We start from the raw sequence: 25,679 nt of genomic DNA, 5'->3' as shown, positions 1-25,679 counted from the left end.
TCACGATCTTCGTATGGTCAGGTAAGCGGTTCGGCCGAGGGTTGATTTCACGTTGTGGTCAGCGTGAAGAGCCCGATTGACGCGCCGGGTGGGCGGGGTTCCACGGGCCCGTGGGTGTCCTTTCTGGTTCGTGGGGGCGGTTTGGTGCTGGTCAGGTGGGTGCCGGCAGGGCTTGGAGCCGGGCCAGGGCGGTCAGGAGTGTGCCGGCCCAGGGCCATCGCTCAGCGATTCGCAGGCGCAGGCGCCGCCCTCCGCGGACCAGCCGTCCGGCGACGGCGAACAGGCGTAGCCGTAGGCGTTTGGGTTCGTAGCGGCGGGCCTCGGTGTCGTGCAGGGCGAGCATCTGCATCCAGGCCATGAGTTCGCAGGCCAGCGCGACGATCTCGCACCAGATCTGGTTCTGGGTGACGTCGTGCAGGGGCAGATTGGCCAGGCCGGTGTCTTTGGCGCAGCGGATGCGGTCCTCGCAGCGTGCCCGGCGGCGGTGGCGTAGCTCCAGGTCGGCGAGCTGACCTTGCTTGGTGTTGGTGACGAAGGCGGTGAAGCGGTGCCCTTCGATGTCGGTGAAGCGCAGTTGGGCGCCGGGGTGCGGGCGTTCTTTGCGGGCGATGACGCGCATACCTTTGGGCCGGCCGGCCAGATCCAGCAGACCGGACAACTCGGCCACCCAGGCGCCGGGCCGGACCTGACCGTTGGCGTCGTAGGCGGGTGTCCACGCGGTCTTCGGCAACCGCAGAAGCGCAGCCTGGATGTCGTCGGTGAGGGTGAACCCGATCGAGTACGACAGCCATCGGCCGGGCCGGGTCAGCCAGGACAGGAACTCATGGGTGCCGCCGCCGGAATCGGTGCGGATCAGCACCTGGCGGCGGCGCTGGCGGGGTAGCTGAGCCAGGGCGAGCCGGGCGGCGTCGATGTGGTCGGCAGCGGTGTTGGAGCCGGCGTTTCCCGGTCTGAGCAGGAGTGCCAGCGGCTCGCCCGAACCGCCCGGGCCGTGGTCGGCGAAGACGGTCATCGGGTGGAAGCCGAAGGTCTTCTTCCAGGTCGGGGTAGCGTGCTGCTTGTCGGAGTGGGCGATGACGATGGTGGCGTCGATGTCGAGCGGGATCAGCTCTCCGTCGGCTCCCGGCGCATGATGGCCGGCCAGGTGCCAGGCTCGCCGGCGTGCGTCGGCGCGAGCGGCCCGGATGGCTTTCAGTGCTCGGGCCGGGTCGGCGGCGAGGCGGTCGATCAGCCGGGAGACGGTGGGGTCGGAGGCCACGGGCCCGAACAGGTCGGGCTGGGAACGCAGCAGCGCGATGTCGGCCAGGCAGTCACCGCCCAGAGCCAGGGTGAGGGCCAGGTCGGCGATGACCTTGCCGGGGTCGTGCACGGCCCGGGCCGGCCGCCAGCACTGCAACTGGGTGGATAACGCTTGGTCCAGGCCGGTGGCGCGGAGGGTGTGGAGCAGCAGCAGGGCGCCTGCTTGGGAGACGAGTCCCGAACCGTCCGCGGACACCACGATCTTGCGCTGGGACGCGATAGTCTTCACTCGAAAAGTGCCTTCTGATCTGGCGTGGACAGGACTCTAGACAAGCCCCATCCTCCCAGCTCAAAGGCACTTTTCTCATGTGAACGATCAGCCCGGCTCAAATTCCCCGCGAAAGCCCGAGGCTAGCCTCGATCTTTCGTGATCTTCGTGTGGTCGGCTGAGGTATGTGGCTGAGGCGTGATTTTGCTTCCTGGTCAGCGTGGTGGCCCGGCTGTCGCGCCGGGTGGGCGGGGTTCCACGGGCCCGTGGAGATCCTTTCCTGGTCGGTGGGGCGGTTTGGCGCTGGTCAGGGTGGTGCGGGCAGGGCTTGCAGGCGGGTGACGGCGGTGATGATCTGGGTGGCCCAGGGCCATCGGGCGGCGATGCGGAGGCGGAGTCTTCGGCCGCCGCGGATCAGGCGCCCGGCGACGGCGAACAGGCGCAGTCGCAGGCGTTTGGGCTCCCAGCGGCGGGCGGGGCCGTTCAGGGCGAGCATCTGCATCCAGGCCATGAGGTCGCAGGCCAGCGCGATGATCTCGCACCAGATCTGGTTCTGGGTGAAGTCGTGCAGCGGCAGATTGCGCAGGCCGGTGTCCTTGGCGCAGCGGATGCGGTCCTCGGCGCGGGCGCGGCGGCGATGGCGCAGTTCCAGATCGGCGAGTTGGCCGTGCTTGGTGTTGGTGACGAAGCAGGTGAAGCGGTGTCCGTCGAGGTCGGTGAAGCGCAGCCGGGCGCCGGGGTGCGGGCGCTCCTTGCGGGCGATGACGCGCATGCCCTTGGGCCAGGAGGTCAGGTTCGCCAGGCCGGTGATCTCGGCGACCCAGGCGCCTGGTCTCGCCTGTCCCTGGGCGTCGTAGGCGGGTGTCCACGCGCCGGCGGGTAAGCGCAAGATCGCGGCGCCGATGTCGTCGGTGATGGTGAAGCCGATGGAGTATTTCAGCCACCGGCCCGGACGGGTCAGCCAGGTGAGGAATTCATGGGTGCCGCCGCCTGAGTCGGTGCGGATCAGGGTCTGGCGGCGTCGGGTTGCGGGTAGTTGGGCCAGCGCCAGGGTGGTGGCGTCGATGTGGTCGGTGGCGGTGTTGGAGCCGGCGTTGCCTGCCCGCAGGAGCAGGGCCAGTGGCTCACCGGCTCCGTCGGTGCCGTGGTCGGCGAAGGCGGTCATGGGGTGGAAGCCGAAGGTCTTCTTCCAGGTGGGGGTGGCGTTTTCCTTGTCGGAGTGGGCGATGACGATGGTGGCGTCCAGATCGATGGGGATCAGTTCGCCGTCGGCTCCGGGCGTGGCTGAGCCGGCGCGGGTCCAGGCGTGTTCACGTGCGATGGCGCGTGCGCGTCGGAGTGCTTTCAGGGCTGTGGTGGTGTCGGTGGCGAGCCGGTCGATCAGCCGGGAGACGGTCGGGTCGGAGGCGATGGGGCCGAACAGGTGCGGCTGAGAGCGCAGGAGTGCGATGTCGGCCAGGCAGTCACCTCCCAGGGCGAGGCTGACGGCGAGATCAGCGATGATCTTGCCGGGGTCGTGGATCGCGCGGGCCGGTCGCCATCGCTGCAGTTGCTCCGACAGGGCCTGGTCCAGGCCGGTGACGCGCAGCGTTTCCATCAACAGCAGTGCGCCTGCTTGGGAGATGAGCCCGGAACCGTCGGCGGACATGACGATCGTGGGGCGCGAAGCGATAGTCTTCACGTGAAAAGTGCCTCTTGGGCTGGTGTGGACGGGACCTTAGACAAGTCCGATCATTCCAGGTCAAAGGCACTTTTCTCATGTAAACGATCAACGCTGGCGATATTCGCCGTGAAAGCCCGAGGCTAGTGTTCCAACGGTTTTCCTGGCTCTTCTGACGTCGCTTGCCCTCACCGCGGTGATCATCGTCTTCTCGCGCAGGCGGATGACTGTGTCGGCTGGGTGATTCCTCGGAATCCGAGCAGGACTCAGCGGACGAAGGGCACCCCATCGGGCAGGACGAACACGCGCGCACCACGAAGAGGCAGCGCGCCGGTGGTGAGCCAGTGCTCGCGGATGTCGTCGAGGACGTCCCACAGCCGCCGGGGCGTTCAGGCGTGGCGGATAGTCGCCCACTGACCGTACCGGCATGAACATCGCCCAGTCGGGCTCTATCCGCCCGGTCGCCCCGCCGTCCTCTGTCTTGGTCGCGGTCAGGATGAGGCGGGGTGCTGGCCAGGACGGTCACCAGGCGTCCGGCCCGGCTTCAACGCCGACAGCCGGCTCGCCGGGATCGGCTTCACCGACACCATGGACACGAATCGGTCATACCGGCCGGGCAACGGCCCGGTGGCATCGCAGGCAAGGACCTTGGGATGGAGGCCGATCGCATCCAGCCGCCGCGCGGCCACCTCGACAAGGTACGGGTCGACTCGATGCTGGTCACCCGTTGATCGCCGAGCAGGTGAGCCAGCAACGCCGCGCTGTAGCCCGAGCCCGTCGCCACGTCCAGCACATGGGCGCCGTCGTAGATGTCCCCGTGCCGCAACATGCGGACCACGAGGCTGGGCAGCGTTGACGAAGACGTAGGCCGTCCCGCTACGACATCGCCCATCCGCGCGTGATCAGCATGAACGCCCGCCTGCTACACCCACACCTCGGTCGCCAACTGGATCTCCGGGATGACCCCACACTGGCCCACCCCGCAGGCGATCGCGGCCGCCCTGTCCGATCGGCTCGGCCGGCCCGTCAGCGTGGCCGAAATCGGCATGCCGCAACCGGCGACAACCTCCCCCGAGATCGGGTTGGATTTCCCTCGTGAGCTTCCCCACGCCATCGATGTCGCCGCCGCCTGGTGGATCCTGGGGGACCAGGTGAACCGCCGCGCGTTCGGCCGCGTCGCCTTCGCCGCAGCGGCTTTCACCACGCCCAGCACCCGGCGGCTGATCCAGCCCGCTGACGCCGACGCCGCCCTCCAGCCCCCGCAGTCGCGTGGCCGCCGCGTCGGCACCGCTGACCTCGCCGAACTACGCGACGCGGCCGAGCACGCCCGCCACATCGACTCCAAGTACGGCGGCGGCTCCTTCAGTTCTTCCCTGGTGGCCGTATGTCTGCGCGAGCGCGCCGTCCCGCTGCTGAAGGGCAGCTACACCGACGCCGTGGGCCGCGAGTTGTTCTCCGCCACCGCCCAGCTCGGCCGCCTGGCCGGCTACTCGGCCTGGGACGTCGGCGACCAGGCCAGAGCTCAACGGCACTACATCCAGGCGCTGCGCCTCGCCCGCGCCGCCGGCGACGTGCCCCTGGGCGGCTACGTCCTGGCCTCGATGTCGCTGCAGGCCGGGCTCAATGACCACGTCGAGGACGCCATCGACATGGCCCAGGGTGCCTACGAGCGCGCCCGTGACCACGCCACCCCGCGCACGCTGGCGTTCTTCAAGCTGGTGGAGGCCCGCGCGCACGCCCGCGTCGCCCGGCGGCACGGACGCGCCTACACCCGCCGGGCCGCCGCTCTGGCTCTGGCCCGGTCAGAAGCCCTGCTCGGCCGGGCACATCCCGACGACGGCGACCCCTCCTGGATCGACTTCTTCACCTACGCCCGGCTGGCCGCTGACGCCACCGAGATCCACCGCGACCTGCAGATGCCGCACATGGTGATGCGGTTTGAGGAGATGGCCACCATGCCCGCCCTCACCTACACACGCTCGGCCGGCATGCGCAACGCCATCGTCGGCTCCGCCCACCTGCAAGCCCGCCGTCTCGACGAAGGGCTGGAACACGGACACCGCGCCGTGGACATCCTCTCCCACGTCGCCTCCACCCGTTCCCTCACCTACGTCAACGACCTCCTCCACGCACTGACCCCCTGGGACGCAGAAACCAGCGTGCGCCAGTTCCGCCACCGCGTACGCCACCTCCTTCGTTGACGCCATGGTCTCGGATTTCCCGAAGATGCCCTGGGTGCTGGCCTCCAGGCCCTCGATTCGCCCAGGATCGTTGCCTCTGTCCGTACTCGCGCGACTGACCTGGACCACGCGCTCGCCGCCAGATATCCGGGGAACGAGCCAGGCCGAGGAGTTCCACGGCCGCCTGGTAATGCTGGGAAGGCCGGCATAAACGGCGGGGAACTCGTCCTTGACGAGCAATAACCATCGTCAGATGCTGAGGCTTGCCCTGGCGTCTCAGCATTGGGGGGAACGTCTCGTGCGCAGCGATGTCACTCGCGCCCACTATGAACGCCTCGCGGACAAATACGATGAGAACTGGGCGTACAGTCCGGAATTCATTGAATGGATGACCAGAAACCTGCTCAGCCGTCTCGACCTCAGTCCCCGCAGGTCTCGCGTTCTGGACATCGGCTCGGGCACGGGCCTCTACGCGCGAGGTCTGGCGGAGCATGCGAGCGTGGTGGTCTGCGCCGACACGTCGTCGGCGATGCTGGAGCGACTTCCCTCCGACGAACGCCTGATCTCCCTGGTGGCCGGTGCCGAGGATCTCGCCGAGGGCAGGGTGCGACTCCCGCACGATGGATACGACGCCATCCTCATGAAGGAAGTCATCCACCACGTCGCCGACCCGCCGCAGGTCCTCAGCGGCCTGCTCCGCCTCCTCCGCCCAGGCGGGCGGATCCTCGTCGTCATGCTGCCGAGCGAGATCGACTATCCACTCTTCGGCGCCGCCCTGGACCTCTTCCGCGAGCGGCAACCGGCCCCTGAGAGCATCGCCGCCGCAATGGATCGCGCCGGACTCCGGACTGAATTGACGTACGACGAATTTCCGCTCGTATTCAGCCTTAACCGCTACACCCAGATGGTTCGCAATCGGTATATGTCCCTGCTGGCCAGCTTCGATGACGCCGAACTCGACGACGGGAATCTCCGAGATGCGCCGCGCGCATCCAGGCCCTGAAGTACGGTTTCCGGATCGGTTCGCGTTCGTACTCGGGGTGAAAGCGTGAGCATCGAGCTTGACACTCGCCTGTTCCAGCTCCAGAACGAGCTGGACGATCACGCCCGCGTCGCCCGCTATCTCGGCCTGGACTTCGAGCGTCCGATCAAGTCTCTCGGCGACGGCTACCCCGAGAACGCGATCTCCCTGGTCGGCAAGATCACCGAACGCATCCTCAAGCAGTTGTGGCGGCACCACAACGTACCCGGAGACCCGGGCGGCAAGACGCTGAGCGAGCTGATCAAAGGCGCGCAGCCGCACATCCGCAGCTCGAACGTGCTCGACTCCCTCCGCGACATCCAGCGGCTACGGAACCGCTCGGCACACGACGGTTACGAGATCGCCGAGGAGGAGGGGCTGGCGGCGGTCCGGCGACTGCTGGACATACTGGCGTGGTTCAGCAGCACCGGCAGCGGCGTCCTGAGCGGAGACGTACCCAAGCTGGCCCCCGAAGTGGCGGTCAAGGCCGAGTTCCTCGCCGGGCTGTACGTGACGCTGGGCTTTCAGCCGGTCAAGCGGTTCGAGCTGTCCCGCAACACCGTCTACCAGCTCTTCTTCCGCGAGCGTGGACTTCGCAGCGAGTACGTCGAGCTGTTGCTGAGCAGGAACGTCGACGACGTGGTCCAGGTGCTGGAGGCCACCGACGGCGAGCTGCTCCAGACGCGGCTGCCGAAGCTCACCCGGTTCCTCATCCTGGAGGAGAACGGCACCGGCCCGGCGACGAGCCCGCTGGGCGGCGACTATCGGGTGCTCACCTACGACCGCTTCATGGACGCCTTCGTCGACCTGGACCGGCATCTGGCCGATGTCGTCGGGTCGTATCCGGAGCTGCTGGACGCCGGGCGGCTGACCATCTCCGGTGACCTGCTCACCACCGATGAGCGTACGGGCGAGCAGCAGGTCACCCGGATCGGCGCGGCCGATCAGTTGCTGGACGAGGTGGCGGCCTCAGGCGGCAACCTGCTCATCGTCGGCCGGTCCGGCAGTGGCAAGACGACGCTGCTCAAGCAGCTGGTCGCGCGGTCGGCCACGGCCGACCGGCGACGCTACCGGTTCTACTTCGACATGAGCCTCAAACGGCGTGACGAGCAGCTCCGCGAGTTCGTCACGCGCGTGCTCACGCCGTACATGGCGGTGGAGAGCACGTACGTCTTCGAGGTGTTCAACTACTTCGCCCGCGCCGGATCGGTGCTGTGCGCGCTGGACGGCATCGACGAGGCGGTGTCGTCAACGACACAGACCGGGTTTCTGGAGCTGTTCGCCGAGATCGCCCAGGTGCTGTCGGCGGAGTCGGCGGTGGTCACCACCTCGCGGGTGTCGTTCCTGGAGGACTCGCCACAGGTGCGGCGGCTGCTGGACGGCACTGCCCTGGTGTCGGAGAAGCTCGTCCAGCAACTCCACGCCAGAGGGGTCAATCCCCTGCTCGTGCCCCGCTTCTCGGCGCTACGCCTGAACGACCTCCCCGAGGGTGCCACGCCGCTGCATGCGGATCTGGCCGATGATCGGGGTCCGAAACAGTTGCCCGAGCTGGTCTGGCGGCACCTCGCCAAGGTCGCTTCCTCGGCCTCGGCCGGGCTGCCGTCGCTCGCGTCGTACTTCGGTGCGGCCTTCCTACGTGGCCGTACAGTCTTCACCTTCGTCGACCTTGTCAACGACCTGGGCATGGGGCTGTTCGACGGCGGCCGGCTGACCTACGAGTCCTTCCGGCTCCGGGAGCTGTTCCGGCCGGCCGGCCCGGCCGCGGTCACGTTCAGGCACTCCGCCTACCAGGAAATGCTGGCCGCTGAATACCTGCGTGACCAGGCCAACCGCGAGGCCGTCCTCGACACGGGTCCGCGCCTGACCGAGCAGCTCCGCGAGTTTCTCAGCCAACTGTCCCGCGAGGGCTCCACCGACGACTGCGTCCTGCCGGCAGGTGTCTACCTCGTCGGGCCGAGCCATCATCTGATGCTCCGGCGGGTCGAGCGCCCGGTCCGCTTCGATCAGTTCCCCGTCACGGTGAGGCGCTACAACCGCTTCCTGGAGGCGGTCCGACGGCAAGGCTCACAAGAATGGGATCATCCGGCTAAACCTCCGGAGTTCTCGCACGAACCGTGGTGGGAGCGGCTGCGGGTCAAGGAGTATTTCATCGGCCCCGCGTACGAGGATCATCCAGCCGTCTGCGTGAACTACTGGAGTGCCTACGCCTTCGCCCGGTTCGAGGGCAAACGCCTGCCCACCTCCCTGGAATGGGAGGCGGCGGCGAGGGGCCTGGAGGGCAGACGGTTTCCCTGGGGTGACGACATCGAACTGAGCTTCATCAACAGTGCGGACTCCTGGAGCAGACGCCCCCTGATCACGTACGACGCGTGGCGGGAGGAGCTGGATCGCGGCGGGTTGAGCCAGGCCATGCCCGTCCCGGTCCACGACCATGGCGGTAACGTCTCCCCGTTCGGGATTCGGCAGATGGTGGGCAACGTCTGGGAGATCACCGGCTCGGTGTTGGACGAGCTGGGCGAGGTGGTCATCTGCGGAGGCTCGTACGACAACCCCTTCCGCGCCTTGCAGGCGTCGTCCAAGGGGCTGTTCCGGCGCCGGGGATGCAGCAACGCGGTCGGATTCCGATGCGTGGAGGAGCTGTGACGATCGGCCAGCGCTTCGGCTACATCGTGGATCGGATGCCGACCGGCAGCGGTCACGGCGGCCGTCAGGGGACCTACATCGTGCGCGACGCCGACACCGACGCGCACCACTCGTTCATGTACGCCGACATCGTGACCGAAGGGTTTCGCACCATCCGGACCGGTGAGCGGGTGCGGTTCCTCATCGACCCGGAGGACTCCGAACGCGCCCGCTATGTCATCCGCCTGGACCTTCCCGACGTGGAGGACTACTACCGGTGACCCGGTTGATGCGACAAGCCCTCGTCGTCATCTACGAAGCCCGCTTCCCCGCCCGTCCCACCTGGGCGGCGGGTCCGCTGGTTCTCCGACATCAGCAGATCCGCTCCACCGCCGAGGCGCGTAGTGAGTACTTCAGCGCCAAGGCGGCTCGCGTCCTGTACGGCGACGCCGAGCGGCCGAACCGCTGGCACGATCCGTCCCGGCAGATCATCGGGGACCTCGAGGTCACTGCCGTGGAGGCTCTGCGCACCACCGACCAGCCGGATGCGTGCGGACTGGTGGCCATCCACATGCGGGCCAGGTCAGGCACGCCGATCGAGCTGTTGCGTACGCTCGCCGGTCGTAGGGGTGCTTCTGCCTGTGACTTCGACCCGCAGAAACTGGTCGATGGCCAAGCCCTGATCGAACCCGGCCGCCCCTTCACCGTCTCCTTCGTCACCCCGGTCAGGCAGGGGCTGCCACGGCTGTATCGGCAGATTCGCTACCGGCGCTGGCCGCTCGTCCATCAGTGGCTGTGGGCCCTGGCCTCCCGTACCAGTCTGGCCGACTACCCGCCCGACCCGAAGAACCTCGAACCGGCGGACGACGAGGTCATCAGGCTCTCCAGCGACTGGCACGCCGTCGTCCTGCGGGACGGGATGGGCGTGGTCGGCATCCGGGCCGACCAGGGACGGGACGACCCGTTCTTCGGGTACGCCGAGCTCTACCTTCGCTCGATCTACCTGGACGCGATCCTGCTCGGGGTACTGCAGAAGCAAGGGCTGACCCGGCTGGAGGAACGCCTGGCCACCGCTCTCGACGCCTCGGTGTCGGCGACCATGGCCACGCTGGAGCAGGAGGTCAGCTCCTTCCGGCACCGACTGTGGGCACAGCACCTGACCCCGCACGGGATCCCGAACCACCTGCTGACGGCGTACCAGAAGCAGCACGCGCTGCGGGAGCGCTTCGAGCAGATCCTCACCGAGATCAGCGACTTCAACCGGCTGACCCGCGACGACGAGAGCCGACGCGTCAACGGCGCCGTAGTGGTGTTTACCCTCGTTACGGTCCCGGCCGGCATCGCGCTGGCGCTGCTTCAAGTGCTGGAGACCAGCGAGCCATGGCTGTTCGTGGCCGTGGGGGTGGCATGTCTGGGGCTCACCGTGCTGCTCCTGAGCACTCGCTCCGCGCGGGTCGCCTTCCGGGCACTACGCAACCGATTCACGATCCGCTAGCGTCAGCTTCCGCCAAGTGCGGTGGGCTGTGCGTCCGGGCTGGGCGTGAGCAGTGGCTGCTCACGCTGAAGGTCTTCCACGGAGCGGTACGCCTACGCCGAGGAGTTCGGATAACCGGCGGCACGCGTTGTCATGGACGCTTCATGTAGTTGGACGTTCATCCGCGAGATCGACCGGCGCTTCCGGTGGTTGAAGTGCCCGTGCGGGCTGCACGAGGTGGCCGAGTCCTCGGGCGAGGACCCAGCGACGCAAAGCCGGGCATGACACCCTGCTCGGACGAGGCGAGGTCAGCCGCGGCCAGCACGTGGCTGAACAGCGCTTCGGGCGGCACGATGTCTAGGCCAGTGGCGGCGGGTAGCGGTGGATCTCGGCCCGGTGGCCCGCCGAGCCGGCGAACTTCGCGTCGTCGGTGAGCAACGGCACTCCCAGCAGCTCAGCGAGGGCCACATACATGCCGTCATAGGCGGTCATGTTGTTGCGCAGCTCCAGGACGCGTGGCTGCAGCGGCAGCATGGGATGCCGGACGATCTTGAGTTGCGCGTAGCGCTCCAGCATGATCTGCGCCCTCGACTCGGAGATGCGCACCTCCGGCTTACTGGTGATCACATGCCCGCGCACGACCGAGGCGATCTCGACATCGATCAAGGCAGGGGCGTGCAGCCTGCGAGCCAGCCGCTGCCGCAGAAGGTCATCGCCCTTCACGTTGGCCAGCAGGCGGAAGACGATCGACGCGTCGACGACCAGGCTCACCGACCACCCTCGCGCATCGTCTCGCGAACGAAGTCGGGATCGTACGGCACCGGCTCGTCGGCGGCGATTCTGGCCATCACCTCGTCCAGCGTCGGGGTGGCCGCCTCCTCGTTCAGCAGGTCGCGCACGAAGGCGGTCAGCGACTTGCCTTCACGCTCGGCCCGAGCTTTCAGCGTCCGCTCCGTCTTATCAGAGACGTCTCTAATCTGTATGGTCCCCATGCCACCAATTTAGCATGCATATTGCATGCACTCTCGAAGAAGTGCCGTGCATCTCACCGAAGAAGGCGATGATTCCAGAGTTGATGACCGCCATTTCGTAGCGTTACCGCCAGTGCCCGCTTTCACGGTGTGTCAGCCCCGTCCGAGGACGCAGAACTCGTTGCCCTCCGGGTCTGCCAGGACCACCCACGGAACATCGCCCTGGCCGACGTCGGCGGTGGTGGCGCCCAGAGCCCGTAGCCGAGCCACCTCCGCCCCTTGATCTTCAACGGGGTCCGGCAGCAGGTCGAGATGGACGCGGTTCTCCACGGTCTGCCCGCCGGGCGTGCGAAGGAACTCCAGGTACGGGCCCACCCCCTGGGCGGAGCGCAGCCGCGCGTGATCGTCGGTGACCTCGTGCAGGGTCCAGTCCAGCGCCTCGTCCCAGAACCGAGCCATGGCCCGCGGATTGGCGCAGTCGACCACCACCGCGGCGATCGGTCCGGTGTCCCGGTAGATCTCCCGAGGCTCCAGCACGCAGAACACGTTGCCGTTCACTGAGTTTCAAGGATTCTCAGTGATTCGCCCGGTGCGGGCGAAGGTCCTCGTCTGATCCGGGTAGCCGGTGCCCGGTGCGGGGTTGACGTTTCACGGCCACCTGCCCCGCCAGGCGGGGTCTTAAGGTCGGCTCCACGTCCGTTTATGGTCTCCGGGCCACTCCCGGCGACCGTACGCTCCACCAAAGAAGCAAGATTGCGCGCGGCGTTCTCGTCACGGTCCATCGACAGCCCGCACCCCTCACACACGTAGGTGCGCACCCGTAGCGGCAGTTTGGTTTTCACTGCCTGGCAGGATGAGCAGGTCTTGGAGGAGGGGAACCAGCGGCTCGCCACCACCAGCCGGCCGCCGTGCCAGCCGGTCTTGTAGGCGAGTTGGCGGCGGATCTCACCGAAACCGGCATCAGAGACGGCGCGGGCCAACCGCCGGTTGCGGACCATCCCGGCCACGTGCAGGTCCTCGACCACGATGGTGCCGTACGTTCGGGCCAGGCCGGTGGTGAGCTGGTGGATGCCGTCACGGCGCAACGCCGCCACCCGATACTCCGCCCGGTTACGGGCCGCGTTCGCGCGCAACCACCGCTGCGACGGACGCTGGCCGGTGCGCCGGTCCGGGCCGTGTTTGCGGGCGACCGCCCGCGACAGGCGCCGCAGCTTACGCATAGCGTTATTGAGATGCCGGGGGTTGAGGACCGGCGGCCGTCCGTCGGAGAAGACCGCCAGCGTCTTGACGCCGAGGTCCACGCCGATCACCGCGTCCGGCCGGGCAGGCACGGCCACCGCTCGTTCGGTGTGCACGGTGAAGCTGACGTGCCAGCGGCCCTCCTGCCACCGCACCGTCGCCGAGGCGATCCGCGCACCTTCGGCGAGCAGGCGGGCGAGTGTGCCGACCGGCTCGTGCGTTTTGATCCGGCCCAGCACCGGCAGCACCACGTGGCTGGGGCCGTCCAGCCCGATCGTGCCGGTGGTGAACCGCACCGACCTGGCCGCACGGCGTTTGGTCTTGAACCGGGGAAAGCCCATCGTCGGGCCTTTGCGCTTACCGCTCTTGGAGTCGCGCCAGTTCGCCAGGGCGTCGGCGAGGCGGGCCAGCCCGCAGGCGTAGGCCTCCTTGGAGTTGCCCGCCCACCACGGCGCCACCTCGTCCTTGACCTGATTCCAGCGCTTCCGCAGGCCGTACATCGACCACGACAACGCCGGAGTGAGCCGGTCCTCAGGGATGCCGTAGGAGCGCTCGGCCTCCCGCTGCGCCAGATTCGCCCTCACCCGCGCCAGACCCCAGTTGAACGCCACCCGCACCGCACCGCAATGCGACGCCAGCACAGCACCCTGACGCGCGGTCGGGTCCAGCGCGAAACGGTAGGCCTGCACGACCCGCACGACGATCCCCTCCCCGCGCATTCGAGACTGTGTGCGAATGACTCTACCAGCATGACCGCACACTGGGTAAGGCTTTGCACGCACATCGTGATGATGGAGGGATGGGGCAGGCAGCGCCGGCCAGACACAGCGCCAAGCCGCAGGCCCTCCAGCGCTTCGTCATGCCATCCACCAGCGCGCAGACGACCGAGCCAACCCCGACCGCCACGCGACAGACCGCGATCACGTCAGCGAAACCAGATGAAGGCTGACGAACACTGATACGAACCACAGCGGTTACCAACCCTCCGGGTCGGCCAGGACCGTCCACGGCACGTCGCCCTGGCCCACGTCGGCGGGCGTCGCGCCGAGCTCCTTCAGCCGCGCGACCAGCTCCGCCTGATGCGCGGCGGAGGTGGTGGCGAGGTCGAGGTGCACGCGGTACTTCACCGTTTCGGGGTCCGGGACGGTGACGAGATCGAGGTAGAAGGCGTCGGGGTCCGGCCAGGCGAAGCCCTCGGGTTCGAGGTTGGTCACGCCGGGTGCCTCGCTGGACATGCCCCAGCCGAGCGCCTCCGCCCAGAACCAGCCGAGCGCCGTGTCATCCCGAGCCTTGAAGTTCACCTGAACAAGCCGCAGTGCCATGCCGTCGATCATATGATCAGGCAAATGGGTGCCATGAGCCCCGCCGGTGGGCCGTACACCACTCTCGTCCCGCGGACGCGAACCTGTCGTAGGCACCAGCACCGCGACGGCCGCCGACGCGACGAACAGCGTCGTGGCGGCCGCGCGGATCTGTCGGCAGGTGCGGGAGTGACGCTAGTAGCAGCGCACCTTCACGTTGATCGTGACGGGGACGGACTGGGTCTCCGTCCCATCCGTGGCTGTCAGTGACGCGGTGTAGGTCCCGACCGGGAGCGGCGCGACCTTCATCTCGATGAGGCTTTGAACTATCGCTTGTCCACCGGGGCGACTGGGGTTGGAGCCGGGTCCGACCAGTAAGCCGTCCATGCTGGTGAAACCGGGGGGCAGGTTCTCCAGCTTGCTCTGGATGACCTTCGACCAACTCCCGTTGATCTGGACCAGGAAATACGTCCAGTGGCCGTCGGTCGTGTGAATGCAGATCCGCTGGTCCATGTCGTCCAGCTCCCACGTCGACGCGGTGGCCGCTGTGGTGCCGGACAGTATGAGCGCCAGTCCGGTGGTCGCGCCGAGTGCCAGCCTGGCGACACGGGGGATCGTTTTCACGTCTGCCTCCTTGATGGTGCTTCGGGAGATGATGACGCTTATAAGTCAACACTTGTTAAGTGAAAGATCAATGAGATATTTCTGTGAGTTTCCGAAATTTTCGGAATCCGGGGCGGCGGGCAGCGATGGATCTCGGCCCGGTGGCCCGCCGAGGCGGCGAACTTCGCGTCGCCGGTGAGCAACGACGCTCCCCACAGGTCAGCGAGGACCACCTACATGCCGTTGGTGCGTCACTGAGGGCGTATCGATCCGCCGGTGAGGCCGTCACGCGCCATGGAAACGGCCCGGTCCGCCAGCTCCGCGAGCTCCTTGACCTGCTGTTCGAACGCGTCGAGCGCGCGGAAGGCGGCGCCGTACGACCGCTGATCCTCGATGCTCATCCGCGGGACGCGCGCGCCGCGGACGTCGGTGCGGAAGCTGCCGCTCGTCGAGCGCCGGACGTTGGCGGCGGCATGAAGGAAGCCGTGCAGGTAGTCGGTGTCGAGCTGGTCGCTCGCGGAGACGGCCTCCCCATCGGCGATGTCGACGAGTCCGGCGCGAGCCAGGTCGGCCACCTTGACCGCGGCGCCGTCGAGCGTGCCGGGGCCAGAGGTGAGGGGCGGCAGCAGGGTCAGCAGCTCGTGGAGCCGGTGCGCCACGTCCTCGCGCATGGACGCGTACTCCCCCAGATGGTCGGTTCGGGAGGCCGCGACGTGGTGCGCGGGGGTGAGATCGACCGTCTCGTCGAGCAGCTCGATCAGGGGTACGTCCACCACCTGGTCGGCAGTGGGTTCGAGCGGTCCGTCGGGGTCGTTGGCCGTGAGGTCCACCATGCGTACGCGGGACACCGCGTCGTCGGGGGAGGCCGGCCGTGCCAGCAGCCACAGGTGCACGGGCTGGTTGTGTGACGCGACCATTCCCGGGGGCAGCGCGATGAGCTGGGTGAGGATGCCGCGCCGTACGAGCTCCGCGCGGATGCGACGGCCGGCCTTGCGGTAGGCGACGGAGGGCGGCATCACGAGGATCGCCCTGCCGCCGGGCGCGACGTGCGCGTAGCAGTGCTGCAGCCAGGCCAGCTCGCCCTCCGCCCTGGTGGGGACGCCGAGCTCCCAGCGGGCGTCGAGCAGCAGGTCTTCGCGACCCCAGTCGGGCACGTTCACCGGTGGATCGCAGACCACGAGCGCCGAGCGCAGCTCCGGCCAGCCGTCCTGGCGCAGGGAATCGCCCGTTCTGATCGTCACCTCTCCCCGCCCGGCCAGTCGCGCGCGCGACTCGGCCAGCCGGGCGGCGGCCGGGTCCAGCTCCTGGCCGGCCACGCCGCAGCCGTCGCCGAGCGCCAGGAGCAAGGATCCGATGCCGCAGGCCGGGTCGAAGACGACGCCGTGCGCCTGGCCCGCGAAGTGCTTCACGGCGCGGATCAGGCGAGGGCCGGTGACGTGCTCCGGCGCCGCCGAGCCGATGAGACGTGCCGTCAGCCGCGCGACCACCTCGGACGGTGAGCTTTCGGCGGCCAGGCCGGTGGCCCGCGAGACGATCTCGTCGTCGAGAGGCTCAGTGGAGCCGGTGACGAACAGGTCCGCGAGGTCGGCGAGGCCGCGTGTCATGTCGTCCCGGTACGCGCGCCGCAGCGCCTGCCACAGGAGCACCTCACCGGAGACGTCGTTGCTTTTGCGCTGCCGGTCCAGCCAGGCGTGCACCTCGGACAGAGCGAACAGGGCGTTGCGTGTGCCGCCTCCCACGGGCGCGGGAAAGTCGGCGTGGCGCTTGCGCCAGTTGGAGACCGCGGCCCGCGTCACACCCGCCAATCTCGCGATCTCCGCAGCTGTGACCTGCAGATCAGCACCTGACCGGGACCCGGCGTTCATGGAAGTAACAGTACACGGCACTTCCTCCATCTCAGGTAACGGATGCATTGACATCGTCAACAGGGACACTGAGCTCAGGGCAGGCGCAGGCGTACGGGGCCGAACAGGCCGGTGGTGCGCTGGCCGGCGAAGACGAAGTGGGTGGGGCTCACCTCGTCCAGGTAGGGGGCGAGCGTGCCGAGGACCAGGATCTCGACGGTGTTGTCGCCGTCGTCCAGCCGGACGTCGAAGGTGTACGGCGAGCACACCCTGATGCCGCAGGGCCGCCCGTTCACGGTGACCTCGGCGGTGCCGCGGACCCGGCCCAGGTCGATCAGGCCGGGCCCGGCCGTGGCGTTGACCGTGGCGCGGTAGCGGACGCCGCCGCTGTAGCCCGCCAGCCCGTGCTCCTCCCAGTCGCCGAGTCGCATCCGGCCGGGCCCACAGGTGAAGCGGACCGGTCCGGTCAGTGCCGCGCCGGACCGGGCGCCTGGGGTCGTCGTCACCCTCAACTCCCGGCCGTCGACGATCTCCACAGGACCGGCCGCGTCCACCTGGATGCCGGTCACGCCGGGCGGCGGGTCCAGCAGCAAGCGCTCGACGCCGGGCCGGCTGCCCGGCAGCGCGAACCCGGCGGGCAGCGCGGCCGGACGTCCGTCCAGCCAGCCCGCCTCGGGGAGCGGATGCGGCCGGGGGCGCAGGTACAGCGCCGCGGGATCGCCGTGCTGGCGTCGCCGTACGCGCGGCCGGGACGACCAGCCGGGACCGGAGACGACCAGCCCGTCGACCAGCACCCAGCCGTCGGACTCCACCCGGATCGTGTTGTCGCCGGGCCGCAGCAGGTGGGCGACGTCGTAGCGGCGCACGCGCGGGATGTCCGCCTCCTCGTACGGGTCGAACCCGCCCTGCCTGCCCGCTTCCTCGCCGTTGACGTACACCACGCAGGGCGCGGTCGAGGCGACCTGGATCAGCTCGGGCGCGCCGGCGGGCACGGTCGTCTCCAGCGTGCCGGCGATCCACTCGGGCCGGGCCGCGTCGGCGGGGTCGGCCACCAGGCAGACGTAGGCCCGCAGGTCGAGCTCCTCGTCGGGGACCAGGAGCAGCTCCAGCGCGTGCTCGCCGGGCGCGAGCGGTGACAGCGTGACGGCGGCGTAGCCCGGGTCGTCGAGCGGCTGTTCGTCGCCGTCCAGCCAGAGGGTCTTCGCGGCGCCGGCGCCGACGGCCAGCCACGCCTGCCGTCCCGCCGGCACGGTGAGCAGGGTGCGGAAGCGGGCGTGCCCGCCCGCCTCGACCCGGCCGAAGGCGAGGAACTCCCCCGGCACGTGCCCTTTCGGGCCCAGCGTGTCGCGGTGGATGGGGTCCTTACGCAGCCCGCGCGAGGCCGACCAGACCGAGGGCGTCCACGGGCCGTCAGGGGCGTGCTGCTCTGCCCCGGCGGCACCGCCGTCGACCCGCTGTTCCCCTCGGGGGCCGAACGTCGCGTGCACCGCTTCCCCGTCCGGCGTGCGCAGCGTCCAGTGTTCGACGGTGGCGCTGCTGCCGAAGTCCGACCAGGTGTCGTCCAGGGTCGGCACGAGCTCGACGGCCCACTCCTCCCCCAGATCGACCTCTTGGAGGTACGGCGCGGGCAGGGCTCCGGCGGCGACGTGGCCAAGGTACGGCTCAGACGGGGCTCCGGCGACCTGACCGAGGTACGGCTCGGGCGAGGGCCTCACGTCGGCATGAGTCCCGTCGAACACGAGCAGTGCGGCGGGCCCGTCGTCGAAGGGCACGACGACCTCCACGGCGTCGCCGTCCAGCGTGTACGGCAGTGCCCTCGGCTCGCCGCCGAACAGGCGGGCCAGCAGCGGGGTGCCCGAGACGCCCCTGACCTTGACCCGCATCTCGCGCGCGTATCTGCCGGGGTCGAAGTCGATGGCGGCGTCCAGCCAGCCCAGGTCCACGCCGCGCTCCTCGGGCCGGCCCACCCCGATCCGGCTGGCCATGGGAGACGCTGCGGTGAGGAACACCAGCGTGGTGTCGCCGACCTCGCGCACCAGCGGCGGCACCGGCGCCTCGACCCGCCGGACGAGCCCGGCCAGCGCCTCGCCGAGTTGCTCGCTCGACGCCACGTACGCCGCGTCGCCCGTCTCGAACCGGGCCCGCAGCCGCGGCGAGTCCGGCAGCGCGCCCACGGCGACCAGCAGCCCGCCGCCGCTCACGAACTCATCCAGCCGGGCCGCGACGTCCTCGTCGAGGACGGTGACGGCGGGCAGGACGAGCGCCCGGTACGCCTCGGTGGAGACCGTCAGCCTGCCGCCGGTCACGGCAGCGCGCCGCACCGAGTCGTCGTCGATCACGTCGGCGTCGAGGCAGAGCCGGTCCAGCGCGCCAGGGACGGTGGCGAACCACGCCATGTCCCCGACGATCTCCCGGTACACCCGCTGCGCCCGCGCCGCGTCGCCGTCAGGGCGGGGATCCGCCGTGCCGGCGACGCCCGCCTGCGCGGTCGTGGTGGGGAGCAGGACCGCGACGTCGCAGGCGTGCCGGCCCAGTGACAGCGCGGCGCACAGCCGGGTGACCGCGTCCGCGAAGACCCGGTGGTGCCGCCAGTACGGCTGACGCCAGTCGGTGGACGGCGGCGCCCACTCCCACCAGCCGCGCTTGGTCGAGTAGTAGACCGCGTGCGGGTTGTAGAGGGTGGCGCCGGCCCGCAGCCAGGGCAGCAGCCAGTCGAAGGTCTCCTCCAGGGTGCCGCCCCACCCGCTGGAGTGGAACGCCTCGATCCAGGTCCGGGGCCGGCCGTACAGGTGGGCGAGCGAGGAGTGCAGGCGCGCGTCGCCGTGATGGTCGGACCCGGGCGCGCTGAACCACCGGTGGGTACGGGCATAGTCAGCGTAGAGCCGTACACCGTCGACGGGATGCCCGGCGCGAGCCGGGTCCTGCTGGTCGCACCCGTTGAGCAGCCCGTTGCGCTCGTGCCAGGCGGCCAGCGGCCGGAAGAACGCCTCCTCGGCCAGCTCGGCGCGGGTGACCTGGTAAGCCTGCCAGTCGGGGTCGGCGATGGAGAACTCCCGCCCGCGCCTGACCGCGTACTCCTCGGCGAAGGAGGCCGACCAGGTGGGCAGGGTGGGCAGCTCGTCCTGGAACGACCCCACGATCACCCGGCCGAACCAGTGGCCGAGGCGGCGCTCGAACTCCCCGTGCACCCGGTCGAGCAGCACCGCGCAGGCCGTACCGGAGAGATAGTCGAAGCCGCGGGCGGAGACCGAGCCGTCGGCGGCCAGCCACTGACCGGCGAACTCCGGACGCTCCTGCACCAGGCGCGCCTGAAGGTCGGCGCCGGAGAAGCCGAGCTGGTCGTAGAACCACAGGTAGGCGCCCAGCTCATGAGCGTCGGCGCAGACCTCGTCGAGCAGTTGCCACCACGCCTCGGACAGGAACGGCGGGTCGTCGGCGTCGGCGCCGAACAGCGGCCCTGACGGGGCCAGGTTGAGGATGACGAGGTTGCGTACACCCCCGGCGACCAGGCGTTCCATCTGCCAGCGCAGCCGGTCCCGGCGCAGCGGCTCGCCGCTCCACCACCAGATGGCCGCCGGCGAGTGGGAGGCGGGCGGCTCGCGGAGCACGTCGAAGACGTTCATCCCTTGAGCCCGCTGGCGAAGCCCTTGATGACGTAGCGCTGCAGCACCAGGAAGACGGCCACGATCGGCAGCGCGCCCAGCACCAGCCCGGCGAAGACCAGGCCGTGGTCGGAGACGTACTGCCCGACGAAGGCGAAGACGCTGACCGGGACCGTCTCGAAGCCCGAGCCGCCGAGGTAGAGCAGCGGGGTGAAGAAGTCGTTCCAGATGAAGACCGCGTTGAGGATCAGCACGGTGCCGGTGATCGGCCGCAGCAGCGGGAAGACCACCCGGGTGAACGCGGTCAGCTGGGAGGCGCCGTCGATCTGGGCGGCGCTGGCGTAGTCGGCGGGCAGCGCGCGGATGAAGCCGGTGTAGAGGAAGACGGTGAACGGGAGCTGGATGCCCGTGTAGAAGATGATCATTCCGGCGTGCGTGCCGAGCAGGCCGAGGCCGGTCACCAGCTCGTACAGCGGGATCATGCCGAGCTGGAACGGCAGCACGATGCCCAGCAGGAACAGGATGTACAAGCCGTAGCCGAGCCGGCTCTTCACCCGGGCCAGGTAGTAGGCGGCGAACGAGCCGAGGGCGATCAGCGCGATGAGGCTGGCCACGGTGATCACGGTGCTGTTCATCAGCGACGGGCCGAGCGCCGCCGCCGTCCAGGCGCTGGCGAAGTTGTCCAGGGTGGGCGGGGCGGGCAGGGCCAGCGGCGTCTGCGAGATCTGCGCCGGGTCCTTCAGGGACAGCGCGACCAGGGTGTAGACGGGGAAGAGGAAGGCCACCGCCACCGCGATCATGACGATTTCGAGCAGGAACGTTCTTCTCACGCGGTCACCTCACGGCTGCGCAGGTAATAGACCTGGACGAGGGAGACGGCCGCCACGAACAGGGCGAGCACGAGGGCGATGGCGGTGCTGTAGCCGAACTTGCCGAAGACGAACGCCTGCTTGTACAGCACGGTGGACAGGGTCTCCGTGGCGTAGCCGGGGCCGCCGTTCGTCGTGGCGAAGATCTGGTCGAACAGCTTGAGCCCGCCGATCGTGGACAGCATCATGTTGATCGTCAGGGCGGGGGCGAGCAGCGGCCAGGTGACGTAGCGGAAGCGCTGGAAGGTGCCCGCGCCGTCGATCATCGCCGCCTCGTGCAGCTCCTTGGGCACGCCCTCCAGCCCGGCCAGGAAGATGACCATGGAGTATCCGGCGTACTGCCACACGACCATGCCCGCGACCGACCACAGCGCGACCGACGGGTCACCCAGCCAGTTGACGTCCAGGCCGAGCAGCCCGTTCAGGCCCGCCGACGGGTCGGGATTGTAGATGTACTTCCACAGGAAGGCCACCATCACGGGGCTGACGACCACCGGCGCGAAGAAGATCACGCGCAGCAGCGCCCTGCTCCTGAGTTTGGCGTGCACGCCGAGGGCCAGCAGCAGCCCGATGCCGTTCTGCACGGCCACGATGGCCAGGGTGAGCAGCAGCGTGTTGCCGATCGAGCCCATGGCCTGCTCGTCGCCCAGCAGGGTCTGGAAGTTGGCCAGCCCGACGAAGGACATGTCCTCGCCGATCCCGCTCCAGTCGGTGAAGGCGTAGAACACGCCGCTGATGGCGGGATAGAGCACCACCAGCGCGTAGACGAGCAGAGCGGGCGCGGCGAAGAGCCAGGACGGGGTGATGAGGCTGAAGCTCCGCCGCCGGCCCGGCCTCCTGGTGGCGGCCGGGCGCGGCTTCGCGGTGGTGGTGGGGGTCACTTCTGGTACGCCTCGTCCATCTTCTTCAGCGCCTCGTCGATCGTGGCCTTGCCCGCGAGCAATTCCTGCACGACCGCGAAGTGCACCGGCTGGACTTCGGCGTTGGGCCAGCGCTGGTCCATGAACGGCACCGCCCGGTCCTTGGTGAACGGCAGGAACGACTGCACGGCCGGGTCGATGGTCGAGCTCGCGTCCTGGGTGAGCGGGATGGCGGCGATGGCCTTGGCGTAGGCGTTGATGTTCTCCTGCTTGCCGAGGAAGTCGATGAACGCCTTCGCCTCCTCGACGTTCTTGCCCTTGGCGCCGGCTCCCAGCCCGACGACGACGCCGGCCGGGATCCACACCGAAGCGGCGTCGTCGGCCCCCGGCACGGGGAACATCGACAGGTCGTCCGGGGAGGAGGCCGCCTTGCGGAAGTCGGGCAGCACGGCCGACACCTGGATCGCCATGGCGGCCTTGCCGGTGGCCACCATCGAGATCTGCTGCTCGAACGTGGTGCCGTTCGGCTTGTCGTTGAAGAAGCCGCGCTTCTGCAGCTCCAGGTACATCTCCATGGCCTGGCGCCAGCCGGAGTCGGCGAAGGTGGCCTGACCGGCGATCTGCTTGTCGTCGAACGTCGGGTCCTTGGCGTAGACGGTGGAGGGGACCAGCGCGTACGTGATGAGCTGGGTGACCCACGGCGTCTGCGCGCCCAGGGCGATGGGGGTGATGCCGGCCTTCTTCAGCTTGTCGCACACGGCGAGGAACTCGGTCCAGGTGGTCGGCGGCGCGTCCACCTTCGCCTTCTCGAAGGCCTTCTTGTTGTAGACCGCACCGATGACCGATGATCCGGCGGAGTAGATGTAGGTCTTGCCGTCGAGCTGGAAGGCGGGCTTGAACCCGGCCGGGATCGTCTGCGTCCACGGCTGGGCGGACAGGTCGGCCAGCAGGCCGGCCTGGCCGATCTGGGTCATCGACATCGCGCTGCCGCTGCCCGGGTACACCACGTGCAGGTCGGGCGCGTTGCCCGCGCCGAGCTGGGTGCGCACGGAGGTCTGCACCTGGTCGGTGGGGGCGTAGGAGGCGTTGATCCGCACCGACGGCTTGGCCTGCTGGTAGGCGGCCAGCAGGCTGTCCATCGGCGCCTTCTGGTCGGCGACGCCGACGAACTTCAGCTCGGTCGTGGCGCTCTGGCCGCCCGTGGTGGCGGCGGTGTCCGGCCTGGTCGAGCAGGCGGTGGCGGCGGCCGCCACCGCGAGCCCGCCCATCATGCGGAAGAACTGGACGCGGCTCATCCTGGCGTTACGCAGATCGGTCATGCTGTCGTCTCCTCGGTCGTGCGAAAGGTGTGATCCCCCGAGGGCACCTGGTGGGTCTGCCCGTCGGGCAGGTGAACGGTGGCGCTCGCGCCGGGCGGGACGGTCACGGCGAGGTGGAAGTCCCCGCCGCCGCGTTCCCAGGACACGGCGATGCGGCCGCGTACGGACTCGTAAGTGGCTCGCGCCCAGGTCAGGTCGCCGGGCAGCGGGCGGATCACCAGCTCGCGGTAGGCGACCGAGTCCGGCGCCTGGGCGATCCCGGCGACGCCGCCGTACAGCCATTCGCCGACCGAGCCGAACGCGTAGTGGTTGAAGGAGTTCATCGAGGGGGCGCCGGCGCCGTCCCACCGCTCCCAGACCGTGGTGGCGCCGCGCCGTACCTGGTAGCGCCAGGACGGCGGTGCGGTGCGGTTCAGCAGCGCGTGCGCCAGATCGGCGTGGCCGTGCTCGGACAGGACGGGGCAGAGCAGGTTCACGCCCAGGAAGCCGGTCTGCGGGCCGTGCTCCCCGACCAGCTCGGCGAGCCGGCGCGCGGCGGGAACGATCCACTCCGGCGGCAGCAGGCCGAAGGCGAGAGCCAGCAGGTATCCGGTCTGGGTGTCGCCGGTGAGCCGCCCCGGAGCCGATGCGAACGTTTTAATGAAGGCTGCGCGAATATCGTCGGCCAGCGCCCTCATCCGCTCCGCCTCGGCGGTCCGGCCGTGCACCTGGGCGGCCCTGGCGGTCAGGTCGGCGCTGCGGTGGAAGAAGGCGGTGGCCAGCAGCTCGCGCGGGGTGGCGGGGCCGGGTGACAGCCAGTCGGCGTAGTGCGGGCCGGTCCTGGCGCGCCAGATCAGGTCCGGGTTGTGCCGCCGGACGAAGTCGACCCAGGCGGCCATCGAGTCGACGTCGAGGAAGCGGGGATCGCCGTACACGCGGTACAGGTGCCAGGGGATCAGGACCCCGGCGTCCGCCCAGCCGGGCGCGCCCTCCTCGGCGACGCCGCTCAGCCGGGGCGCGACGTTGGGGAAGCCGCCCTGCGGGGTCTGCGCGTCGCGCACGTCCCGCAGCCACTTGGCGAAGAACGCGGCCACGTCGGCGTTGAGGCAGGCGGTCGGCAGGAACACCTGGGCGTCCGCCAGCCAGCCGAGCCGCTCATCGCGCTGCGGGCAGTCGGTCGGGACGCTGACGAAGTTGCCGCGCTGCCCCCACTCGATGTTCCGCTGGAGCTGGTCGAGCTCCGGGTCGGAGCACGCGAACGTGCCCGCCTGCGGGGTGTCGCTGTGCAGGACCACGGCCTTGACCTCGCCGAGGACCTCCACTCCGGTGATCTCGGCGTAGCGGAAGCCGTGGTAGGTGAAGCCGGGCTCGAAAACGGTGGCCGGTCCCGCGCTGATCAGCACATCGGTCGCATCGGCCGTCCGCAGGTTCGCGGTGTCCAGGCCGCCCTCGGCGTCGAGCGTCTCCGCGTGCCTGATCGTCACCCGGCTCCCCGGCTCCAGAGCCGGTACGGCCAGGCGGACGCGGCCCGCCAGGTTCTGCCCGAAGTCGACCAGGTGCGTGCCGGGGCCGGTGCGGGTGACGGCGGCCGGGGCCAGGTCGCGTACCGCCCTGACGGGCTCGTCCAGCGACGGCACCAGCGGCGCGTGGTCGTGGCCGGTCACCACGGCCGGGCTCCAGGAGGTGTCGTCGAAGCCGGGGAGCCGCCAGCCGGGCGTGGCCGCGCGCAGGTCGTGGCACTCGCCCTTGAGCAGGTCGGCGTAGCGGACATGGCCACGGCCGGCGCGCCAGCCGTCACCGGTGGCGACGATCTCGGCCGAGCCGTCGGCGTAGGTGAGGTGCAGCTCGGCGATGAGCTCGGGGAACGTCCCGTAGTGGTATCCGGGCCGGCGCGGGTCGAAGCCGGCGAAGCCGCTCCACCAGCCGTCGGCGAGGGTGACGGCCAGCACGTTCTCGCCCTCGGTGAGACAGCTCGTCACGTCGTAGGTCTGGTACTGGATGCGCCGGCGATAGTCCGTCCAGCCGGGGGCGAGCTCGGCGTCGCCCGCGCGGTGGCCGTTGATCCTGGCTTCGTAGAGCCCCTTCGCGCTGACGTACAGCCGGGCCGCCGCCACCGGCGAGCGGGTCTCGAAGGCGCGGCGAAGCTGGGGGCAGGCGGCCAGGCCGTGGTCGCGGAGCGCCAGGTCGCCCTCGGTGGGCGGGTCGACGTGCTCGACGGCGTCGGGGTCGGCCGCGATCCAGGCGGCCGTCCAGTCACCCTGGCCGGTCTCGAACCACGAGCGCGCGGTGCTCGACGTGCCGTCGGCGGCCCAGAGCGTGACCTGCCAGGTGTACCGGGTGCGCGGGCGCAGCGGCGGCCCGGCGTACCTGACGCCGATCGCGGCGGGGTCGTCCAGCCGCCCGCTCGACCACAGGCCGTCCACCTCCACGAGGCAGGCCACCGGGTCGGCGCCGCTGAGCCGCCAGGACAGCAGCGGCGCGGAGGCGTCCGTGCCGAGCGGGGTCGCGCGGTGGTCACAGCACAGGCCGTAGGGCCACACGGAGCCCATGCCGCACCTCCATGTTGCTTGAGTGTTAACTTAACGCCAGATTTGTTAAAAGGGACGGTATGAGTCGCCCAAGATGGCT

18 protein-coding genes and 2 pseudogenes are annotated in these 25,679 nt (G+C 69.4%); 5 read left to right on the top strand and 15 right to left on the bottom strand.

Annotation, left to right across the window (positions count from 1 at the left end):
* Positions 1-151 precede the first annotated feature (151 nt).
* The 3 genes from OHA68_RS31435 to OHA68_RS31425 form a co-directional block, all read right to left on the bottom strand.
* Positions 152-1,528: an IS1380 family transposase gene (locus OHA68_RS31435; protein ID WP_327103463.1), complete on the bottom strand. Its 1,377-nt coding sequence runs from the start codon at positions 1,526-1,528 to the stop codon at positions 152-154.
* 286 nt (positions 1,529-1,814) lie between these two features.
* Positions 1,815-3,188, bottom strand: a complete 1,374-nt coding sequence (locus tag OHA68_RS31430) for an IS1380 family transposase (protein ID WP_327103462.1) — start codon at positions 3,186-3,188, stop codon at positions 1,815-1,817.
* Positions 3,189-3,744: 556 nt separating this feature from the next.
* Complete coding sequence (locus OHA68_RS31425) at positions 3,745-3,996, bottom strand: hypothetical protein (protein ID WP_327103461.1); 252 nt, start codon at positions 3,994-3,996, stop codon at positions 3,745-3,747.
* 130 nt (positions 3,997-4,126) lie between these two features.
* On the opposite strand from OHA68_RS31425, the gene OHA68_RS31420 reads away from it, so the two are divergent.
* The 5 genes from OHA68_RS31420 (at position 4,127) to OHA68_RS31400 (ending at position 10,485) form a co-directional block, all read left to right on the top strand.
* On the top strand, positions 4,127-5,368 hold the full coding sequence (locus OHA68_RS31420; protein ID WP_327103460.1) for a sporulation protein: 1,242 nt from the start codon (positions 4,127-4,129) through the stop codon (positions 5,366-5,368).
* A 277-nt stretch (positions 5,369-5,645) separates the two neighbouring features.
* Positions 5,646-6,350: a class I SAM-dependent methyltransferase gene (locus OHA68_RS31415; RefSeq protein ID WP_327103459.1), complete on the top strand. Its 705-nt coding sequence runs from the start codon at positions 5,646-5,648 to the stop codon at positions 6,348-6,350.
* A gap of 45 nt (positions 6,351-6,395) precedes the next feature.
* Positions 6,396-9,011 (top strand): SUMF1/EgtB/PvdO family nonheme iron enzyme, encoded by a 2,616-nt coding sequence (locus tag OHA68_RS31410; RefSeq protein WP_327103458.1) that lies wholly within the window; start codon positions 6,396-6,398, stop codon positions 9,009-9,011.
* Positions 9,008-9,271: a hypothetical protein gene (locus OHA68_RS31405; protein WP_327103457.1), complete on the top strand. Its 264-nt coding sequence runs from the start codon at positions 9,008-9,010 to the stop codon at positions 9,269-9,271. The genes OHA68_RS31410 and OHA68_RS31405 overlap by 4 nt, the downstream gene beginning before the upstream one ends.
* A complete protein-coding gene (locus tag OHA68_RS31400; protein WP_327103456.1) occupies positions 9,268-10,485 on the top strand; it encodes a hypothetical protein in 1,218 nt (405 codons plus the stop codon). Before OHA68_RS31405 ends, OHA68_RS31400 begins: the two co-directional genes overlap by 4 nt.
* Positions 10,486-10,821: 336 nt before the next feature.
* Here the strand turns inward: OHA68_RS31400 and OHA68_RS31395 are convergent, their stop codons facing one another.
* The 12 genes and pseudogenes from OHA68_RS31395 to OHA68_RS31340 form a co-directional block, all read right to left on the bottom strand.
* A complete protein-coding gene (locus OHA68_RS31395) occupies positions 10,822-11,235 on the bottom strand; it encodes a type II toxin-antitoxin system VapC family toxin (protein WP_327103455.1) in 414 nt (137 codons plus the stop codon).
* Complete coding sequence (locus OHA68_RS31390) at positions 11,232-11,456, bottom strand: FitA-like ribbon-helix-helix domain-containing protein (protein ID WP_327103454.1); 225 nt, start codon at positions 11,454-11,456, stop codon at positions 11,232-11,234. Before OHA68_RS31390 ends, OHA68_RS31395 begins: the two co-directional genes overlap by 4 nt.
* A gap of 132 nt (positions 11,457-11,588) precedes the next feature.
* A pseudogene (locus tag OHA68_RS31385) lies at positions 11,589-11,987 on the bottom strand (VOC family protein); the annotation flags it as partial.
* Positions 11,988-11,989: 2 nt separating this feature from the next.
* Positions 11,990-13,372, bottom strand: a complete 1,383-nt coding sequence (gene tnpB / locus OHA68_RS31380; RefSeq protein ID WP_327103453.1) for an IS607 family element RNA-guided endonuclease TnpB — start codon at positions 13,370-13,372, stop codon at positions 11,990-11,992.
* 282 nt (positions 13,373-13,654) lie between these two features.
* Positions 13,655-13,996, bottom strand: a pseudogene (locus OHA68_RS31375) (VOC family protein); the annotation flags it as partial.
* A 174-nt stretch (positions 13,997-14,170) separates the two neighbouring features.
* A complete protein-coding gene (locus tag OHA68_RS31370; RefSeq protein WP_327103452.1) occupies positions 14,171-14,599 on the bottom strand; it encodes a DUF5980 family protein in 429 nt (142 codons plus the stop codon).
* Between the two features lie 230 nt (positions 14,600-14,829).
* On the bottom strand, positions 14,830-16,374 hold the full coding sequence (locus OHA68_RS31365) for an N-6 DNA methylase (protein ID WP_327103451.1): 1,545 nt from the start codon (positions 16,372-16,374) through the stop codon (positions 14,830-14,832).
* 143 nt (positions 16,375-16,517) lie between these two features.
* Entirely contained in the window at positions 16,518-20,045 is a 3,528-nt protein-coding gene (locus tag OHA68_RS31360; RefSeq protein ID WP_327103450.1) for a hypothetical protein, read from the bottom strand.
* Positions 20,042-20,854, bottom strand: coding sequence for a carbohydrate ABC transporter permease (locus OHA68_RS31355; protein WP_327103449.1), 813 nt, complete (start codon positions 20,852-20,854; stop codon positions 20,042-20,044). Before OHA68_RS31355 ends, OHA68_RS31360 begins: the two co-directional genes overlap by 4 nt.
* Positions 20,851-21,774 (bottom strand): carbohydrate ABC transporter permease, encoded by a 924-nt coding sequence (locus tag OHA68_RS31350; RefSeq protein ID WP_327103448.1) that lies wholly within the window; start codon positions 21,772-21,774, stop codon positions 20,851-20,853. The genes OHA68_RS31355 and OHA68_RS31350 overlap by 4 nt, the downstream gene beginning before the upstream one ends.
* Positions 21,771-23,072 (bottom strand): extracellular solute-binding protein, encoded by a 1,302-nt coding sequence (locus OHA68_RS31345; RefSeq protein ID WP_327103447.1) that lies wholly within the window; start codon positions 23,070-23,072, stop codon positions 21,771-21,773. Before OHA68_RS31345 ends, OHA68_RS31350 begins: the two co-directional genes overlap by 4 nt.
* Positions 23,069-25,600: a glycoside hydrolase family 78 protein gene (locus tag OHA68_RS31340; protein WP_327103446.1), complete on the bottom strand. Its 2,532-nt coding sequence runs from the start codon at positions 25,598-25,600 to the stop codon at positions 23,069-23,071. Before OHA68_RS31340 ends, OHA68_RS31345 begins: the two co-directional genes overlap by 4 nt.
* Positions 25,601-25,679: the final 79 nt, after the last annotated feature.

Source organism: Nonomuraea glycinis (assembly GCF_035920485.1).
Taxonomy (GTDB): Bacteria; Actinomycetota; Actinomycetes; order Streptosporangiales; family Streptosporangiaceae; genus Nonomuraea; species Nonomuraea glycinis.
Note: the sequence above shows the minus strand (reverse complement) of the source record. Positions and strands in the feature narration are given on the sequence as shown.

What these genes read in the sequence shown, in the direction of transcription:
- OHA68_RS31360 (WP_327103450.1), bottom strand. Translation starts at nt 20,045, where the DNA reads ATGAACGTCTTCGACGTGCTCCGCGAGCCGCCCGCCTCCCACTCGCCG.
- OHA68_RS31420 (WP_327103460.1), top strand. Translation starts at nt 4,127, where the DNA reads ATGACCCCACACTGGCCCACCCCGCAGGCGATCGCGGCCGCCCTGTCC.
- OHA68_RS31390 (WP_327103454.1), bottom strand. Translation starts at nt 11,456, where the DNA reads ATGGGGACCATACAGATTAGAGACGTCTCTGATAAGACGGAGCGGACG.
- OHA68_RS31425 (WP_327103461.1), bottom strand. Translation starts at nt 3,996, where the DNA reads ATGTTGCGGCACGGGGACATCTACGACGGCGCCCATGTGCTGGACGTG.
- OHA68_RS31340 (WP_327103446.1), bottom strand. Translation starts at nt 25,600, where the DNA reads ATGGGCTCCGTGTGGCCCTACGGCCTGTGCTGTGACCACCGCGCGACC.
- OHA68_RS31345 (WP_327103447.1), bottom strand. Translation starts at nt 23,072, where the DNA reads ATGACCGATCTGCGTAACGCCAGGATGAGCCGCGTCCAGTTCTTCCGC.